Annotated in this window: 21 protein-coding genes; 6 read left to right on the top strand and 15 right to left on the bottom strand. The window is 60.8% G+C overall.

Annotated features, from left to right (window positions below; translation table 11 throughout):
• The first annotated feature begins 32 nt into the window (after window positions 1-32).
• A complete protein-coding gene (locus tag HNQ99_RS14655) occupies window positions 33-707 on the top strand; it encodes an LPD7 domain-containing protein (RefSeq protein WP_246415018.1) in 675 nt (224 codons plus the stop codon).
• A 124-nt stretch (window positions 708-831) separates the two neighbouring features.
• On the opposite strand, the gene HNQ99_RS14650 is transcribed toward HNQ99_RS14655, so the two are convergent.
• The 5 genes from HNQ99_RS14650 to HNQ99_RS14630 all read right to left on the bottom strand — a co-directional run bounded on the left by HNQ99_RS14650 (window position 832) and on the right by HNQ99_RS14630 (window position 4110).
• Window positions 832-1089 carry a hypothetical protein gene (locus tag HNQ99_RS14650; protein WP_184476974.1) on the bottom strand — a complete coding sequence of 86 codons (258 nt, stop codon included), beginning with the start codon at window positions 1087-1089 and terminating at the stop codon, window positions 832-834.
• 70 nt (window positions 1090-1159) lie between these two features.
• Window positions 1160-2713 (bottom strand): IS66 family transposase, encoded by a 1554-nt coding sequence (gene tnpC, locus HNQ99_RS14645; RefSeq protein WP_456153893.1) that lies wholly within the window; start codon window positions 2711-2713, stop codon window positions 1160-1162.
• Between the two features lie 60 nt (window positions 2714-2773).
• Window positions 2774-3121, bottom strand: coding sequence for an IS66 family insertion sequence element accessory protein TnpB (gene tnpB, locus HNQ99_RS14640; protein ID WP_184476972.1), 348 nt, complete (start codon window positions 3119-3121; stop codon window positions 2774-2776).
• On the bottom strand, window positions 3118-3501 hold the full coding sequence (gene tnpA / locus HNQ99_RS14635; RefSeq protein WP_037543215.1) for an IS66-like element accessory protein TnpA: 384 nt from the start codon (window positions 3499-3501) through the stop codon (window positions 3118-3120). The genes tnpB and tnpA overlap by 4 nt, the downstream gene beginning before the upstream one ends.
• Window positions 3502-3633: 132 nt before the next feature.
• A complete protein-coding gene (locus HNQ99_RS14630) occupies window positions 3634-4110 on the bottom strand; it encodes a hypothetical protein (RefSeq protein ID WP_184476970.1) in 477 nt (158 codons plus the stop codon).
• A gap of 69 nt (window positions 4111-4179) precedes the next feature.
• Between HNQ99_RS14630 and HNQ99_RS14625 the strand changes: the two genes are divergently transcribed.
• Complete coding sequence (locus tag HNQ99_RS14625) at window positions 4180-4743, top strand: GNAT family N-acetyltransferase (RefSeq protein ID WP_221232712.1); 564 nt, start codon at window positions 4180-4182, stop codon at window positions 4741-4743.
• A 28-nt stretch (window positions 4744-4771) separates the two neighbouring features.
• Here HNQ99_RS14625 and HNQ99_RS14620 read toward each other — a convergent pair whose 3' ends face one another.
• The 5 genes from HNQ99_RS14620 to HNQ99_RS14600 all read right to left on the bottom strand — a co-directional run bounded on the left by HNQ99_RS14620 (window position 4772) and on the right by HNQ99_RS14600 (window position 8575).
• On the bottom strand, window positions 4772-5878 hold the full coding sequence (locus HNQ99_RS14620) for a relaxase/mobilization nuclease domain-containing protein (RefSeq protein WP_184476968.1): 1107 nt from the start codon (window positions 5876-5878) through the stop codon (window positions 4772-4774).
• The gene (locus HNQ99_RS14615; RefSeq protein ID WP_184476966.1) at window positions 5878-6402 is read right to left on the bottom strand and encodes a hypothetical protein; all 525 of its coding nucleotides are present in this window, start codon (window positions 6400-6402) and stop codon (window positions 5878-5880) included. Before HNQ99_RS14615 ends, HNQ99_RS14620 begins: the two co-directional genes overlap by 1 nt.
• Window positions 6403-6641: 239 nt before the next feature.
• Window positions 6642-7646 carry a ParB/RepB/Spo0J family partition protein gene (locus HNQ99_RS14610; protein WP_184476964.1) on the bottom strand — a complete coding sequence of 335 codons (1005 nt, stop codon included), beginning with the start codon at window positions 7644-7646 and terminating at the stop codon, window positions 6642-6644.
• Window positions 7643-8383, bottom strand: a complete 741-nt coding sequence (locus HNQ99_RS14605; protein WP_184476962.1) for a ParA family protein — start codon at window positions 8381-8383, stop codon at window positions 7643-7645. The genes HNQ99_RS14610 and HNQ99_RS14605 overlap by 4 nt, the downstream gene beginning before the upstream one ends.
• Window positions 8384-8386: 3 nt before the next feature.
• Entirely contained in the window at window positions 8387-8575 is a 189-nt protein-coding gene (locus HNQ99_RS14600; RefSeq protein WP_184476960.1) for a hypothetical protein, read from the bottom strand.
• 95 nt (window positions 8576-8670) lie between these two features.
• On the opposite strand from HNQ99_RS14600, the gene HNQ99_RS14595 reads away from it, so the two are divergent.
• Window positions 8671-8871 carry a YlcI/YnfO family protein gene (locus HNQ99_RS14595; protein ID WP_184476958.1) on the top strand — a complete coding sequence of 67 codons (201 nt, stop codon included), beginning with the start codon at window positions 8671-8673 and terminating at the stop codon, window positions 8869-8871.
• Here the strand turns inward: HNQ99_RS14595 and HNQ99_RS14590 are convergent.
• The 3 genes from HNQ99_RS14590 to HNQ99_RS14580 form a co-directional block, all read right to left on the bottom strand.
• Window positions 8868-9188: a single-stranded DNA-binding protein gene (locus HNQ99_RS14590; protein ID WP_184476956.1), complete on the bottom strand. Its 321-nt coding sequence runs from the start codon at window positions 9186-9188 to the stop codon at window positions 8868-8870. The two genes, HNQ99_RS14595 and HNQ99_RS14590, sit on opposite strands and share 4 nt — an antisense overlap.
• Window positions 9189-9724: 536 nt before the next feature.
• Window positions 9725-10561, bottom strand: a complete 837-nt coding sequence (locus tag HNQ99_RS14585) for an RNA replicase (protein WP_184476954.1) — start codon at window positions 10559-10561, stop codon at window positions 9725-9727.
• 449 nt (window positions 10562-11010) lie between these two features.
• Entirely contained in the window at window positions 11011-11853 is an 843-nt protein-coding gene (locus HNQ99_RS14580; RefSeq protein WP_184477049.1) for a replication initiator protein A, read from the bottom strand.
• A 335-nt stretch (window positions 11854-12188) separates the two neighbouring features.
• Between HNQ99_RS14580 and HNQ99_RS14575 the strand changes: the two genes are divergently transcribed.
• On the top strand, window positions 12189-12779 hold the full coding sequence (locus HNQ99_RS14575) for a recombinase family protein (protein ID WP_184476952.1): 591 nt from the start codon (window positions 12189-12191) through the stop codon (window positions 12777-12779).
• Window positions 12780-12878: 99 nt separating this feature from the next.
• Here the strand turns inward: HNQ99_RS14575 and spt are convergent, their stop codons facing one another.
• Window positions 12879-14108 carry a serine palmitoyltransferase gene (gene spt / locus HNQ99_RS14570; RefSeq protein WP_184476950.1) on the bottom strand — a complete coding sequence of 410 codons (1230 nt, stop codon included), beginning with the start codon at window positions 14106-14108 and terminating at the stop codon, window positions 12879-12881.
• Window positions 14109-14357: 249 nt separating this feature from the next.
• Here spt and HNQ99_RS14565 point away from each other — a divergent pair, with 249 nt between their 5' ends.
• Window positions 14358-15206 (top strand): N-formylglutamate amidohydrolase, encoded by an 849-nt coding sequence (locus HNQ99_RS14565; RefSeq protein WP_246415017.1) that lies wholly within the window; start codon window positions 14358-14360, stop codon window positions 15204-15206.
• An 89-nt stretch (window positions 15207-15295) separates the two neighbouring features.
• Here HNQ99_RS14565 and HNQ99_RS14560 read toward each other — a convergent pair whose 3' ends face one another.
• Complete coding sequence (locus HNQ99_RS14560) at window positions 15296-16543, bottom strand: ATP-grasp domain-containing protein (RefSeq protein WP_184476948.1); 1248 nt, start codon at window positions 16541-16543, stop codon at window positions 15296-15298.
• 289 nt (window positions 16544-16832) lie between these two features.
• Here HNQ99_RS14560 and HNQ99_RS14555 point away from each other — a divergent pair, with 289 nt between their 5' ends.
• The gene (locus HNQ99_RS14555; protein ID WP_184476946.1) at window positions 16833-17360 is read left to right on the top strand and encodes a GNAT family N-acetyltransferase; all 528 of its coding nucleotides are present in this window, start codon (window positions 16833-16835) and stop codon (window positions 17358-17360) included.
• Window positions 17361-17388: the final 28 nt, after the last annotated feature.

Genomic DNA, 17388 nt, shown 5'->3' with positions numbered 1-17388 from the left:
GCAAAGAAGGCGAAAGCCGCCGTAGGCGGCCGATGGAAGTGCCGCCCGAGCTGGACGCGCGCTTCCTGCGCGTCGGGAACAAGCTCTATCGCAGCGCCCATGACAAAGAACCCGTCGCGACCCTGACGCCCGATCGCATCAAGGCGAAGGATAGGGAATCGCTGCCCGATCTGATCCGGCTCGCAAAGGAAAATGGGTGGACGTCGATCAAGGTCACTGGCGACACCGAGTTTCAGCGCGCCGCATATCTCGCGGCGTCGGCGCAGGGTATCAAGGTCGACGGCTACAAACCCGACGAAAAGACGCGGGCCGCGGCCGAGCGCGAGCAAGCCCGACAGGCCGGCGTTCCCGATAACCAGACGCGATCGACGCGCACCGTGAACCAGGCCCGCGACACCAAGGAACAGGGGGAGCCGCGCACCGATTTGGCGGAGCGATTCCGTCGGCAGTCCGACGTGCAGAACGCGAAAGACCCTGAGCTGCGCAAGGCGCAAAGCCACGTGGCTTTGGCAATGGTGGTCGCGGTCGAGCGCTTCCCCAGCGACCATGCGAAACAGCGCGAGTTCGTGGCGGAGCGCAAGGAAGATATCGCGGCCCGGATCGGACGCGGCGAAGCCGTTGCCGGGATCGAGGTCAGGGCGCGGCAGGAACAGCGCGTGCGCGAGATGGCGCAAGATCAGATCTTGCAGAAATCGCGGAGCCGGTGACAGTGCGTGCCGCAAGCGGCTCCTGTTGCCCTGTCAGTAGAACATAGGTGTGCCACGTGGCACACCTGCAGCACGGCAGCTACTGCCGAGGCGCCGGCAGAAGGAAAGGTATCGTGCCGTCAAATTAGGATGTGCGCTTGGTCGTGAAGCCGCCGGTGCCACTTTGTGGATCATAAGCGAGCGATGGACCCGGACCGCCGAGTGGCGGCCCAATGATGATCTCGCCCGACTTCATATAGCTCGACGGAGGTTGTTTGGCTCGCGCCTGAGCACTGGCAGCCACTCCTTTGCCCTGAAGGAAGATCTGCGCTTTGGCGACCGCCGCCCCGTGGCTGTCCAGCGAGTTCGCCATCTGCCCAGCAGTCACCCAGCCAAGCGTCACATCGCGTAGGCCTTCCTTTTCTACGGCGTCAAAAGTGTTGGTAATGTAAGCGTGGGCTGGAGACCGCAGATCAGGCGGCTGCGGCGATCGGTTGCTGATCGGGCCGCCAGTTCCAAGGCATGAGTTCATCCCAGCGGGCAGCAGGCCATTCGTCCGCGATCTTGGCGATGACGTCGGCGATATATGCCTGTGGTTCGAGGCCATTGAGTTTGGCGCTCTCGATGACGGAATAGACGGCAGCGGCGCGATCACCGCCGGCCTTTGACCCGGCAAACAGCCAGTTTTTACGGCCCAGGGCCACGCACCGCATGGCGCGCTCCGCGATGTTGTTGTCGATTTCCAGGCGCCCATCGTCGAGGAAGCGCGTCAGCGCGACCCAGCGCTTGCGGCCATAGGCGATCGCCTTGGCCATCTCGGACTTGGGCGAGAGACGGCGCAGGGCATCGTCGAGTGCCTGGCGCAGCTCGTCGATCAATGGCTGGGTGCGGTCCTGCCGGCTTCGTCGTCGGATCTCGGGTTGCTGGCCTCGAACCTCTGCCTCGATCTCATAGATCTGGCCGATGCGTTCCAGCAGATCAGTGGTGAGCGACGTCGGCTTGGTGGCGTGGATGTCGAATATCTTTCGCCGGAAATGCGCCCAGCAAGCAACCTCGGTGACGCGGTTCGTGTCGTAGAGCTTGTCATAACCGGCATAGCCGTCGGCCTGGAGATAGCCGGTGAAGTTGGCCAGCTGCCGCTGGGGATGCGCGCCGGTGCGATCGGTGGTGAACTCATACCAGACCAGCGACGGGGTCGTGGCACCGGAGCCACGATCATCGACGGCGTAAGCCCAGAGCCTGCCAGTCGCCGTCTTGCCGCGTCCCGGATCAAGCATGGGAACCGGCGTATCGTCGGTATGGATCTTCGAGGCGGTCAAGCCGACCTCGCGAATGCGACTGACGATCGGGTCGAGCAGCACGGATGCCTGTCCCACCCAGCCTGCCAGCGTCGAGCGGTCGATCTCGACCCCCTGCGCAGCCATGATCTCGGCCTGGCGGTAAAGCGGCAGATGATGGTCGAACTTGGAGACGACGACGTGGGCCAGGGTGCTGAAGGTCGCCTTGCCCCGCGCTATCGCCTTCACCGGCGCGGGCGCCTGCACGATCTTCTCGCAGGCGCGGCAGCTATACTTGGGGCGGATGGTCCGAACGACGCGCCACTGCACCGGCACGGCATCGAGCATCTCATCGCTATCTTGTCCCAGCGGCCGCAGCGCGCCGCCGCAGTCGGGACAGGTGCAGTTACCCTGCTCAGGCTCGATCCGCTGTTCCTCACGCGGCAGATGGGCGGGCAGCGCCCGAACAGGCGACGGCCGATCAGCCTGTGCCAGATCGGCTCGACGCGCGGCAGCGACGATGGCCTCGCCTTCGAGTTCTTCGAGCGCCAGTTCAAGCTGGGCGATCTGGGCGTCGAGCTTCTCGGACGACTTGCCAAACTGCATCCGCTTGAGGCGCGCGATCTGCACGCGCAGCGTGTCGATCAGGATGTCACGAGCCGAAATATCGGCGTGGGCGGCCGCCAAAGCAGCTTCGAGCTCGGCGATCCGAGCGTCTTTGTCAGCTGTGGAAAGGCCTGCGTCCGACACCGCGATCCTATAGCGGAACAACCGCCACAATGCCAGTAAAAGCGCGGGAAAATGGGCGTTTTACCCCGCGAGTGATGGGGTGAAAGTGCGCTCCGGCCGTCGCCAGTCGATGCCTTCCAATAGCATGGAAAGCTGGGCCGCGGTCATCACCACCGACCCGGCCTTGGTCGATGGCCACACGAACCGGCCCCGGTCCATCCGCTTGGAAAACAGGCACATGCCCTGGCCGTCATACCAAAGCAGCTTGACCAGATCGCCTCGCTTGCCGCGAAAGGCGAACAGCGCGCCGGAATGCGGGCTTTGCTCCAGAATCTGCTGCGTCATCACGGCAAGGCCGTCAAAACCCTTGCGCATGTCTGTCGCGCCGCAGGCCAGGAATATCCGCGTCGATGGCGGCAGCGGGATCATCGCGTCAGGATGCCGATCACCCGCGACAGGGCATCGGCATCGACCGTGGCATCCACGCTTACCCTGATACCCGACGGCAACTCGATGCCAATCACGCCGCCGCTGCGCGCCGCGACCGTTGGGGCGGGTAAGGCTAGCTGCTCGCTGATCTGCACCTCCGCAAATGCCGGCTCGGCCAACTTGCGAACCCCGGCAAGCTCACCGGACATCGCCTGGCGCCGCCAGGTGTAGATCGAGCCGCTGCCGACATCATGGCGTTCACAGGCCGCGCGCACGCAGCCCTCCGGCCCGAATGCATCCCGCAGCACGGCCAGCTTCTGCTCTACCGTCCACCGCCGCCGGCCTGACACACGGCTAACGATCTCTATCCGACTACTCATACGACCGCTCGTATGAGCAGTCGCTGCGCCGCTCGCTGAATCCTCAATCTCGTCCGACACCGGCCACCCCGCTCAAAGAGCGGCAATCATCCCCGCGAATGGGCGCCGTGCAAGGCGGCCGTCAGACCTCGCTTACTTGGTAATCCATTCCAGCATCACCGCATCATCAAATATCGAGATGCGGGTACTGCCCATAGCCGACCGAGCGGCATTGCGCACGGAGTCGGGGGTGGTCGAGCGCCGGGCAACCATGCAGCGAGCAAGTACGTAGAGCGCACCACTCGGCTGTTCGGCCACATGATTGGGTTCACCGGCACATAAGCAGCGCAACGACCAGAGAGCCTGCAGTATCTCGCGCGCCGCCAGATCATCCGCATGCGTCTTGGATTGGCCAAGCAGTTCCGCGAGTACCCCCGACACAAGATCGCGCTGGGTCTTCCTTGCGGCTTCCGGATCTGCGGCGCCGACCCGACGCGACAGCGCGTGATCAAGATAGGAAGAGAGCTCCTGCTCGATCTTCTGCACGGAGTATTCGAACAAAGTGCCGTCCATGACGATGCTTTCGCTTGCTGTGCCGGCCACGGTGTTCCCACGGGCAAACCGCCTCACAAATACGCCCTACCCCATCGAACGCCAACCACTCATATCGCCGCCTCGGAGCCGGTGGGACTGTGCCACATGGCACACCCTGATCGACCGTTAACGCCCTTTTCTGCCGTTCTGGCATCGCCACGCAACCGTCCCATTGCCGCCACGATTTTCGGCGAGCGTCATGCTGTGATAGTCATCAGGCGTGCAATCTTCCCCGGTGATACAGCGGCGGTGCTGAGCATCTGGCGCGAGTTTATCGCCAATTCCCCGGTCAATCTCGATTATCAGGGAAATGAAGCCGAGTTCGCGGCCTTGCCTGGCAAATATGCAGCGCCCAAAGGATGCGTACTGCTAGCAGATCGGGACGGCGCAATCGAAGGCTGCGTCGCATTGCGTGAAGTCAGCATCGACATATGCGAGATGAAGCGGCTGTATGCCCGCCCTCACGCACGCGGCAGTCATGTGGGCCACAGCCTGGTGAAACGATTGATCGCGGAGGCTCGTGGCATTGGCTACCGCGAAATGAAGCTCGATGTGCAGGAGAAGTCCGTCTCCGCCCGGAAACTCTATGCGGCCTTCGGTTTCGTCGCGGCCGAGCCGATTTCCTTCAATCCGGTTCCCGGCGCATCCTTCCTCGGCCTTCGCCTGTAGCCCTTTCGGCGCTCGATGATGGCGGCAGCTACCGCCGTCTAGCGGGCGGCGGGGGTGTGCCACGTGGCACATCTGGGTCGGGCTGAGCCTCGGAACGCGCCTTCCCCTGCGCGGCCCTCACGCGCCCTTCTGCTTCGCGCAGCATTCGATCGGGTATCGTCTCTATGTCGGCCCGCTCCTGCACGAACTGCCGCACATCGCGCGCTAGCCTGCGGTCCTCACGATTGCCGGTGCGATCGAGCAGTTCGGCCGCTGCTTCATACCTACGCTTTGTTTCGGCCCAGCGGTCGCGCGTCTTCGAGACGAAAGGCGGCGGCATCGCCTTGCCGAGCGCGATCTGCATGGCCTCGCGAGCTTGGCGTAGATCGGCCTCTGTCGGTTGACGTGATACTCCGCTGCGGATCCGCGCCCGCAACTGCGTCAGCGCCATGCTGGTGCCTGCCCTGCCCTGGCCGCGCGTATAACGCGGCGTGGCCTCGGCCTCGACACCCCGGCTGCGCAGCGCCTCGGCGAACGATTCTCGAAAGCGGAACAAATCCTCGCGCCTCGGATCGAACCGCTTGCGGTTCAGGCCCTCGGCCTGGACAGTAAGGTGGACATGGGGTCGCGGCGTGTCCGTGTGCAGCGCCATCACATAATCGTGGTTGTCCCCGATCATCCGCTCGGCCGTCTCGCGAACCGCCTGTTTCACTGTCTCCGCGTCGGTCCCTGCCGGCATCGAGAACACCATCGCGACAGCCGATACGGTCGTGCCTTGCCGCCAGTAAAGGGAGTCCGACCATTCATCGGCGACCCGCTGGGCCTCTTCCTTTGTCGCGATCTGCTCGCCGTCGCGCGTCTCAAGCGGAATGTCGCCGTGGCGGCCGATATAGTCGAGATGGGCCGCGAGGTGTTTGGCGCCCTTCTTGCGCCCGGTCACTTTGACCAAAACCTCGGGCGTGCGCCGCACGACGCGCGCGAGGGTTGCCCTCGCCTCCCCGAAAGCGTGCGGCATCGCTGATGGCCGCGCCACAAACGGTCCGGTGCCGTTGACCAGGTGCCGGGCATATTTGATGTTCGGATCGCTGACGATGCGCGGCCTGAAGCTCGGCTTCATCGCCTCCCACAGCTCGTCTTCGCGATCTCCGAACGGCATTAGTCGGCGACCTTCCAAAAGGCCGTCTCACTGCGCAGCACGTCCCCAAGCGCTACGATCTGCTCGTTGATCTCTTCGCGCATGTCCGCAATCCGGCGCAGTTCGCGGTCGATTTGCAAGCCACTGTCGGCCATCATCGCTGCGTTGCCGGCCTTCATCGCCTGATTGAGATTGCGGCCGATGCGCTGGAGCTGCATCCGGATTGGCGCAATGGCATCGCGCAGGCCATCGTCGACGCCACTCTTCAGGGCGATATGACGGCGCACAAGCGCCTTTATCCATCCTGCGCGATCAATGCCCCGTTCGGCCGCCCGATAATCGAGGACGGCCGTTTCGGCGTCCGTGAAGCGAAGCGACACGCGATTGCCGGCGCTATTGGCGCGCGGCGCGATACGCGGAGCATCGGCAACATGCTGCAATGCCTGTTGAAGCACGGTGCGCAGGAGAGCGCTGCGCCCTCCCCTTCCCTCGGCCAGCGCGTCGAACGCAACCAGTAGCGCGCGATCGACGCGCGCAGTCAGCATCGCTGTTTCCTTGGTGGGGGATGCAGGTTGCGGCGCGAGTGACATAGCCATAGGCTAATGTAATACAAGAAACGCCGCAATACCTATCCTACTATCAAACATCCCCCACCTAAATCTGCCTTCACGTGTGCCACGTGGCACACCAAAGCATCTTGGAAGTGATGAAGTCGCGGAAAAAAAGATTGGATCTTGGCGCGAGCGTTGGCTGCTACCGACGCTCGCCGTTTAAGCCGGAGCGATCAGCGCCAGCTCACAATGCGCGGTTCTGCTTCACCGTCGAAGTGCAACAGCGCCTCAACAACCATCGCGCGTTTACCCTCGATCTCGATCGTCGGTCGCTCGACCCGCTGCTTCCCCGGTTTCGACTTGGTTTGCGAACGGGGGGCAGGGGTCTCGCTCGGTCCACTTTCCACCGTCAAGGCTACGGGAACCGGCGTCTCATCCAAGGCTCGGTCAGCCTCGTCGTCCCTGATCTCGTCCGTCGTCGATTCTTCGGCGCGCGCCTCGGCGATCGATTCCGGCTCACTCGCGGAAGATCCGGGCGTCTCAATTGGCGGCGCCGGGGCAGGGTCGGGCTTCGGAGCAGACTTCTTCGCACCAACCTCGCGAGCGAATCTCTCGCACGCCAGCACGGTCATATCCTCCGCCGCAGTGTTGGCGACGAAGGCCCGGGTTGCTGCATCGTCGGTCTTCGCCGCCTGGGTGAGAGCGACCGCACTCCGCATCGAAATGTCCGAGAACAGGGCCGTGACATAATCCGGAGCCTTCGCGAGCCCCTGATAACGGGTCAACAGCGTGCGGTTGCGCCCGGTTGCACGCGCGAGCTCGGCGAGCGTGCGGCCCTTTGCAACCTGGCCGGTGACGAACCGGATCATGTCGCCCGTCGACAGATCCTCGCGCTGATCATTCTCGATGAACTGATCAATGCGGACCTGTTCGATGTCGTCAGTCTTGTTGACGATGGCGCGGACTTGCACGTCGAGCTTCTGACATGCGCGCCAGCGCCGCTCTCCGAACATGATCCGATAGCGCCCGTCGGCGTCCTTCGGCGCGACGGTGATGGGCTGAAGCTGGCCGCGCTCTTTGATCGTCTCGGCCATCTCGTCGATCTTGGTCGGGTCGATCTCGCTGCGGACGTTTTCGGGATCGGGATACAGCAGCTCGGGATCGAGGAGCTGAACGCGATCGGCGTCTGCCACGGCCGCCTTCTCGCTGAACACGTCAAAATTGGAGAAGTCTGTCATGAGTGACTCCCGATCCGGGTCATAGCTTCCTCGAGGAAAGCGCGCATCGCGGGGAGCGAGCTGCGCACGTCCTTCTCGAAGCGCCACACTGGAACATGCTCTTGGATGGCCTGGCTGTAGTGCGCGCGCTCTGGAAGGTAGGAGGTAAACAGGTTTCGCCCGATCTTGCTCTTGATCGCGGCAAGCATGTCCATCTGGTGGCGATCGTTGGCACGGACCCGATTGGGGATCAGTCCGACGACGTGGATGGGGGTGCGCCTCTTCCCGTTCACCGTCGCGATCGAATCCGAGACCTGCTTAGTCGCGGCGGGCCCGAACGGCCCCAACTCAACGGGGACGATCAGGTGGTTGCACACCAAGAGCGCCGCATAGTTGATCCACGACCAAGAGGGGGGAGTATCGATCACGCAATAATCGAAGTGGGTGTCGAGGGCCGGGAAATTGACATTGATGTTGGACAGGGCAGGCGGATAATTCGCGTCATACTCGCCGCCCATGCGGTTCGAGTAGATGGCGAGCCGGGGAAGGCTCGCGGGCGGGGCATACCCCGGTTCGAACAGCGGCTTGCACGTGCCGAGGCTCTCGAAATCGACGAGTGCGTCAGTCGCATTGCATTGACGGTCGAGGTCGAGGAACAGCACGCGATGGCCGGCGTCGGCAAGATGCCATGCCACATGGCAGGCGATCATCGTCTTGCCGGCGCCGCCCTTCTCGACGTTGATCGCGATCGTCTTCACGCCTTACCAGCCTCGATCGGAGTTGTTGTTCCAGTGGTCGTAGCCGCGATAATTGGAGTCGGTCCGTGTATTGCGACGCGCCTCCTCGTCGGGAGTGTCGCCGCTCCAGATACGCGGGCTCGACCCACCGCCACGGATGACGGCCCAGGCGGTAAGGACGAACAGCCCGATCGTCAGCAGATTACCCAACATGCCTTCGTCTCCGCCGCCTTGATGGAAGGCGCCCTGTAATATACGATACCGCTAATGCCGTCAATATGCGGTATCGGTAATTACTAGGGCATTGGATGACATCTGGCAACAACCGTTCCGTGGGTCGACCTCCAATGGAGGATCAGACGCTTGCGCGATTCCCGAAAGGCACGCTGGGGCGGATCAAGTCGGTTCTGCGGGATGGCGAAAGCCAGGCCGACTTCATGCGAGAGGCTGTCGAGCTGGAGCTACGCCGGCGAGAGGGGCCGCCGGTAGGCGGCCCCTCTCGCTCTTAGTCACGATCCTCCGAACCCTTGGCGAGAACCGCGAAGCCGTCGGCGATCAGCTCCACCGTGTAGCGCTTGCCTTCGGCCGTGTCGTAGGAGTTCTGGCGGACGCGGCCGGTAATATGCACCAAGTCGCCCTTCTGCGTCTTGGCGGCACGCTCGATCAGCTTGCCGAACAGCGTTACCTCATTCCAGTGCGTGTCCGTCACCCATTCGCCATTGTCCTGGCGGTTGTAGTTGGCAGCGACGTTCACCTTCGTCACCTTATCATGCTCCGTGATCTTGCCGACCCGGCCGATGATCCGAAACTCCGCGATGTTCTGCATGGTCCTGTCCTTTCGATCGATCAGGCTCATTCCTGATGGGAATTGAAGGGGAGTGCAGGCGCCGCGATCAAGCAAAAAAACGGAGGGTCCGCGCAGCGGAAACCGTAGGCGCAGCCGGTTATTTGCTTGATTGTAGAAGGCGGCCAGCGCCCATTTCCCATCGATTCAGGAAAAGCCGATCAGAAAGGCTCGAGCTTGAAACTCGCGCGGGGATCTGCCGGCCCGGACGTAGATTGCGGCGCCGCACCGTGATGATCGACCAGCTCGCTACAGCCAGGGGGTGAAAATGGATGTCGCCAACGCCGAAAAAGGAAAATGTGGGTTCCGATCGCGCCTGCCAGCGCTGAGGGTGAGCGCTACGGCCGCCTTCATTGACGAAAAATGCGTGCAGCAGGCACGAACGCGGCTTTTTGAGCGCGACGGTAAAAGCTTGCTTCCTCGGAAGCATCGCGACGCGAAGCGGCGCGTCCAACGCCTCGGTTGAGTGCTGTCGGGGCGGTTGGTCGCTGTCGGTTCGGTTTAGGGTATCTTCGCCGTCAGGCGTTAGAGCGTTGGCCGACTAGGCCAACTCCATCTTTCGCTAGAACATATGAATCTAGGAGCGGTTGACCATTTTTTTGAGACTCTTTCTTCTCGAGAGCGATCGCCAGGCTGTCCAGCACACGGCGCAGGCCCTCATCCTCGATGTCTTCGGCCACAACCTGGCGAGGCGAGCGCCATAGGCGCATGGCTTCGATCTCCTCGATGCGGTCGATCTCGCCCTGCACGACGTCGTCGGGAAGCGGAACAGGTCGCAGGAAACGCGGGAGGAATCGCGCAAGCCGGTTGGGGAAGCTCATCCGATAGACGTTGGACGTCTGCGCGTTGCGAGCCTTGGGACGATCGGCCGGCGGATCGATCGGCACGCATCGGCGCTGTTTTTCGAGCAAGCCCATCTTGGCGAGGATCGACAGCCCGCGCCCAACGCTGGCGCGCGAAAGACCGCTCGCGGTCTCAATCCATTCCCAGGTTGGGAACACCTTGCCCGCACAGGTGCGCGCCAGCGTCGTAAGCTGCTCGAACACGCGCAGCGCTGCGTTCGTGATCAGCGTGGCAAGCCGTTCGTCTTCGGTGAGCTGTCGCCCCTCGGCGCGCGCGAGGCGCCTGACGGCGTTCTTGCGCTTCAGCAGCTCCACTGCCTTCTTGTAGAGCCGATCGGTCTCGCCTTTCGCATAGCTGTAGAAAAAGTCGTCCTCGAACGTGCCTGCACGCCGGCTGTTCGGGTGGACGTGCGCATGGGTGCGGTTCTGTGCCCCGGATCGCGACTTTGTCCGAACGCGCTCAACCCTTTCGAGCGCCATGAAGCTCGCGCGCGCAATCGAAATAGCTCCCATCGTCTGTCCCCTCTACGGAGGCCAGGACCAGGCAAAACTCAAGCGTGGCGCGAAGCGCGCTCCCTTGAACCGAGGCTCAGGAACGGGTATGAGGGGGGTGTCTTACATCCCGATCGATGCCGCCAAGCATCGCTCATCACGTTCCAGGGTGCCCGGCCTTCGTGCCGGGCATTCGTTTATGTGGTCACGGCCGCTCCCTGACTGGCCGATCGCAGCATGCTCCCGGCTCTTCGACATTTTTGACGAAATAAAGCGGGCTGCGAAACAGTCGAAATTCGTGCTTTCAGCGACCGACTCGCAGAAAAGTTCGTGCTTTTGGCGACCGTCGCCAAAGCCATTCGTGCTTTTGGCGACCGGGATTCGTGCTTTCGCTGACCGAAGTTCGTGCTTGTGGCGACCGATCAGCCGTAAATATCGGCGACTCGATTCGGAACCCGCAGAAGAGGGATTCAGGTGGCCGAAAGAAGGGGACGGGGAGTAATCTTGACGCGCGCCGCGCCAGCGTTCCGACGGGGACGTCCCTTTGCGGGTATTGTCTGGCTCTCCATCAAGTCGAAGGCGAATCCAGGAATGGTGTCCTCGTCCGCTATTCTCTTTAACTCGTACCTGAAGTGCTTGAGCGAGCTTTGATAGCCGAGCTGCAATCGCAGTTCATCTAGATCGACATCGACAGCCCCATGCACGCACGCCGATCGCGCAACCTCATATAATCTGCGCTCAATCGGGCCGAGCTGAAAGTAGGACGGAGCATAGTCCAGCACGCGCCGATCACGAAGGATTGCTCGATAGAGCCAATCGCACAGCCGCACCTTTACGGCTTTTAGGCGCTTATCTCCGGTTTTCGTCTTGGTGTAGTGGAGCTGCGCTTCGGACAGCCACGAGAAGAATCCGGCCTGGCCCTCGCCCCCGGCCTCAATGTCGGTCTTGATCTGCGTGCCCTGCAGCCGCTCCAGTGCGTCGGACAGCCGCGAGTAAGAGCGTGCCGACCCGTTGACGCCAGTGACGCGGAAAAGGTCATGAGCGGTGAAATAGAAGTCCTGGGATACCTGAAAGCCTGCCTCGAGCTTCGCGACCATAAGACTCGCGATATAAAGCAGAACCTCCTTATCGTAGATCGTCGCGACGCCCTTGGCCGTCGCGACGATCTCGATTGATACTGTATCGGTCTTGTAGGCGAGTGGCTTCGTCCACTTCCCCTTGCTCAAAGCGAAGAACGGGAAAGCCATTAAAGACTGTTCGCCGCGAACCTCCGTCAACAATGGGCTGTCGAGCGCGAACAAGTCGCCCTGCATCGATTCCGCTTGGCCCCTACCGTCCCCGATCGCGGCGCTCACCGTTCGGTCGCCAAAAGCACGAAGATTGAGGGGGAGGCGGCCTGCTTCCCTCTGTAGAGGGTCGATTGGCGGCCGAAATTCGTGCTTTCGGCGACCGTTCGGGCCCGGCGCCCGCTGCGTTCGTGCTTTTGGCGACCGGAGACGGCCGGCAGCTCACCGGCGTGTCTCGCAAACGATCGATTTTGAAGCGGGGCCATGTGAGAACGTGTAGCAGCCATGAAGCGCGTCTCAAAACACTTTCTCGATTGAGTCGTATCGTGATAGGCGTGGAAGATGAGTTTTGAGAATCGCCCATGCTGATCGGCTACGCGCGTGTTTCGACGCCAGAACAGGATTTGACGCCTCAGCGCGACGCGTTGCGCGATGCCGGTTGCGAGAAGATATTTACCGACAAGGCGAGCGGCGCGAAAGCGAACCGCGCCGGCTTGGCAGAAGCCCTGTCGCACGCGCGCGCCGGTGACGTGTTAGTGGTCTGGAAGCTGGACCGGCTCGGCCGAACGTCCAAGGGATTGATCGATCTCTCGACGGAGCTGGAAGAGCGTAACATTGGCCTGCGATCGATAACCGATGGGATCGACACTTCCGGAACAGCGGGCAAGTTCGTGTTCCGCATCCTCGCCGCGCTGGCAGAGATGGAACGCGATCTCATCCGCGAGCGGACTACGGCCGCTCTGATGGTTGCAAAGCGCGAGGGCAGGGTAGGTGGCCGAAAGACGGTAATGACACCCAAGCGGATCGAGGCGGCCCGCACGCTGCTCGCTTCCGGAATGACGGTGCGCGAAGTGGCGCCGGCGATCGGCGTCTCAGTCCCGACCCTCTATCGTCATTTCCCGGCGCCGGTGCAGGATGCCATCAGCGCGGAAGGAGAAAGCGCCAGCGCGTAAAATCTGACTTTTCGCCGGCGCCGATGGCTTGTCGCTCTGACGGTCAATGGGAGGGCGCGAACCCTTCAACGAGTTGGACCTTGGGTGGGAATTCGCCTGTCAGGCCACAGCTTCTTGCGGTGCGCCAACAGATAGGATCCCACTTCTCTCCCCCGCCTGTTTGAAGCGGCTGAGAACCTCTTGCACTTGCTCGCTCGTATGCTCGGCACACAGGGAGCACCGCAACAATGTCATGCCAGCGGGCGTTGCCGGCGGGCGCACCAGATTGGTGTAGACCCCTACATCTAGCAGGGCTTCCCACATCATCACCCCCCGCTCGAGGTCGGGCATAACCACAGCTATGATAGCGGATTGCAATTTCTCCGCTGCGATCTGGAAGCCCATGGCCTGTAATCCCGAATGCAGGACCCTTGAATTTTCCCACAGGCGCCGCCTTTTATCGTCGCAATGGCGCAGCTTCCGAATGGAGGTTGCGGCGCTCGCTACAACGCTAGGAGGAAGGCTGGCAGTGAAGATATACGGTCGGCAAACGAGCCGCATGATCTCGAATTTCGGATGATTGGACACGCAAAATCCCCCCACTGTGCCCACCGATTTCGAGAATGTGCCGATTATAAAGTCGACCTCATCGATAACGCCCTGATCCTCGGCCACCCCCCGACCATTTGGGCCAACAAAGCCCATCGAATGCGCTTCATCCACCAACACCATCGCTCCGTGGGCCTTTGAGACACCCACAAGTTCTTTAAGGGGAGCGACGTCTCCTAGCATGGAATAGACCCCCTCCAGCGCTACGAGAACGTTTGCCCCCTCGGGCAGTCGCCTCAAGCGATTTCTGAGGGCGTCGATGTCGTTATGCTTGAAAGGGATAATGTCGGCGGCACTCATAGCGCAGCCATCCCATATACTGGCATGGCTATCGGCATCCAAAAGAATATAGTCGCCTTTCCCGGCTATGGCGCTGATGATTCCTAGGTTCGCTTGATAGCCAGTCGAGAACACGATGGCGTGTTCAGTATCGTAGAACTCTTTCAGGGCCTCTTCGAGATCTTTATGACCACGGTATGTCCCGTTCAGACTACGGCTTCCAGTGGTGCCTGAACCAAACCGGTCTAGCGCATCCTTACCTGCCGCAATGACGTCCGGGTCGAAGGTCATTCCCATATAATTGTATGTGCCGAGAAGGATCGTCTCCCTACCATTGCAGATCGCCACGGTGGGGGACCTTACTTCGTCCATAACAAGGCTAAATGGATCAGCATGCCCGGCCGCAAGCAGTGCTTCGCGTTGCTTTATGAGCAGATCGTACTTAGAAAACAGGTCAGTCATTCTTGCCCTCCCACCGTCGGTTAAAGAGCCCGGCCAGTCTAAAGCCGGATGCAGCATCTCAGTTCGAGCACAAAGGCCGTCGATCATCCTTATTGGTGTCGCGACACGTCGAATCTATGTAAAAAGTGCGGCGCAATTTAGGCGGGCGCAACGCGCCAACTTTAGAGCCGATGGTGCTCGCGTTTGCGTGTTGCGAAAATCGTGCGCGGTCGTGGACAGGGGGAGTGCAGCACGGCTACAAAATTTCGCATGGAAGCGAATAGCGATCCTGCCCCTTCGCGTGACGAGAGCGCCTTTGGATACGCTGCCAACTCCGGTATGCGGCCTCTGCTGGGTCAGGTAGACCCTTCGCCCGTCGGGATCGTAAATCCGGGCGGGCGTTCGCCCTTCCTCCTGATCGGTGACCATGCCGGCAATCGGCTGCCGTCCTCGCTTGCGACGCTGGGGCTATCGGCGGAAGATCTGCGACGCCACATCGCTTGGGATATCGGGGTGCAGTCGCTAGGTGAGCTGCTTTCTGACGCGCTCGACGCTGTCTTCCTGCACCAGCGCTATTCTCGCCTTGTGGTTGATTGCAATCGCGACCCCGAATCTGAATCGCTCATACCTTCCGTCAGCGATGGTACGTTTATCCAGGGAAATCAGGGCTTGTCCGAGCACCAGCGCTTGGAGCGTCTCGAGGCTATCCATGAGCCCTATCAAAGGGCGATCGCTGCGGAGTTGGACAGCCGGAGGCGAAGCGATCAAGCCACCGTCCTTATCTCCTTGCATAGTTTTACGCCGACTCTGTTCACCGTGGCTCGCGATCGGCCATGGCATATCGGCGTTCTTCACGACCGCGGAAACATCAAGTTTGCGACCGATTTACTCGCGGTGCTGCGGACGTTCGAAGCCATGGTCGTGGGCGAGAATGAACCGTATACCATGCCGGGAAGCGATTACACGGTTCCTCGGCACGCCTATCCCATGGGCCTCCCATATGCTGAGCTTGAAATTCGCCAAGACCTGTTGTTGGAGCGTATCGACCTCTTAGGATGGAGAGACCGTCTATCCACCGCTCTCCTAAAGGCCGCTGATCATTCAGGCGGACCATTCTAAGCGTAAAGCCGGTACGGTCTCAAACGAGGCAGGCTTGCATGTTCGCATCAACGCTGGCCGCCGCGCGCCGATTGGTGGCCGCCCGCTCATCATTCGACGCTAACGAGCATATTGTCCCGCTCCCATTGCTCAACGAGGGCAACGTCGTCGTTGATGGCGGCTTCATCAGGCGAGAGCAAGAAAACCAGGCCAAGTCCGGACCAAAGGTCGCGGGTTGGAATGATCTCGGATCCTTCCGAAGCGTACCAAATGACATCCTTGAACGTCCTCAAACTCCGCAAAAGACGGTCGCCAGGGCGGGCCGCTACCCGGCCCCTTTGGGAATTGCGAACGAAGTACGCCCGTAGGCTGGCGTTATGGCGCTGCGGTTCGGCCGCGGCACTCTCGAACGCGTCGGTATCGACGAACGACGATACGGCGAGCTCCAGCGGCGATGTCTCCGCCACAGCCTCCAGGTAGAGAGGAACCATTCCGCCGCATAAGCGGGCGCCGCTCTCAACGAGCACCGGGCCCGCTGCGTCCACGAAAATCTCGGTATGGCTCGGGCCACATGTCACACCCAGCGCATCGAGCACAGCCAACGCATAGGTCAGGAGAGCTTCGTGCGCGCCCCATTCCTCAGGGCGGACAAAATACATCTCTCTGTAAATCGGCGCTCCCTCAGCGCCGCGTTCCTTACGATAATAGGCAACACTTACAACTTGATGGCGCCCGTTGCAGGTGACCGCGTCAATGACGAACTCCGTGCCCTGAATATACTCCTGCGCAATCATGGTGTCGTTGCGCACTCCAAGCGCATTGACCTGATCGATTGCGTTGGAAAACGCAGCATGGGCCTCGGCTGCGTTTTCACAAATTCGAACGCTGTCCGTCGCACCCGACAGAGCTGGCTTCACAACGACTGGCCAGCGTCCGTAGCTCTCGAGCCAGGCTGTCAAATCGGCAAGGTCGCTGACGCGGATCTGCTCAATCGCCCGGAGCCCACAGTCTGCAATCTGCTGATGCATGAGGTATTTGTCGCGGCGTGCGAGCGACCGGGCTGGATCATTGCCTGGCAGGTTGAAATGGGTAGCCAATTGATCAGCTAGCAGGACGCCCCCCTCGATCCCGGGCAGCACGGCGGCGAGTGAATAGTGCCCAAGTGTCGCAACCAAAGTGGTTAGATCGCCATCATGCATGAGACTTGCGACAAAATCCTCATTGCGAAATGATGCCGCTGCCTTGCCTTCGAGAGGACGAAGATGAATCGCGATACAATCGAAACCTCGCGCTCGAAAGCGCTCTGCCAAAAGGGCGCCGCTGAAATAGGGCTCAACAATTGCTATGTGTTGTTGCAAAGTATTGTCCTTTCCCAAAAGACAATCCAACGAAGCTGCAGATTATAATCCCGTTATAATATAAGCACGTTGTCGCCTCACGGTGTGAATGCATGCCGCTGCAGACCTCAGAAGGCAATTATATTTTCGGTTGCAGGGCGCTCCATATATTGGAGCGAAATCGATCCAATATATGGCTTAGTTCGTCGTTTGACTTCATGGTGTCGCCTGCCATACGCTAGCCTGATGCCGTTGTTGTCGTATTCAAAGCTATGCAATGCCGTTCATGTTCAAAGGATTTTAGCCCACATTGAAGTGGATACGCGCATTGATTGAATATCGTCCTGGAACAGCCGATGATGCTGGTGGCTATGTAGCTCATATGAATCGAATGGGCGCAGAGAGCGACTTCCTCAGCTTTGCAGGCGATGCATTCTTTCTGACGGAAGACAAGGTGCGTGATTTTCTGGATGATCTCGTTCGAGCGAAAAACCAAGCCTTCTTTGTCGCCGAGCTGCCGGATAGGCTGATAGGACAGGTGACGCTCGAAAGCTCACCAAGACCACGTCTCGGGCATGCCGCTGAACTTCGTATCGGGGTCGCGAGGCCCTTCTGGGGGCAGGGCGTTGCCAAACAATTGATGGCGCTCGCTGTAGATTTCTTCGAGGCCAATGATGAGCTGACCCGGCTGGCGCTTGAAGTGAGTTTGCGGAATGAGCGCGGGATTGCCCTCTATCGCAGGTTCGGCTTCGCCGAAGAGGGTATCAAGCGGAAAGCCTTTAAGGTTGGCGGCCAATACGACGATCTCGTGATTATGGCGCGCATCAAGGACATTTGAGCGGCGGCCTAGCCGGCGGCTGTCTCTT

This window comes from Rhizorhapis suberifaciens (assembly GCF_014200045.1).
Lineage (GTDB): Bacteria > Pseudomonadota > Alphaproteobacteria > Sphingomonadales > Sphingomonadaceae > Rhizorhapis > Rhizorhapis suberifaciens.
Note: the sequence above shows the minus strand (reverse complement) of the source record. Positions and strands in the feature narration are given on the sequence as shown.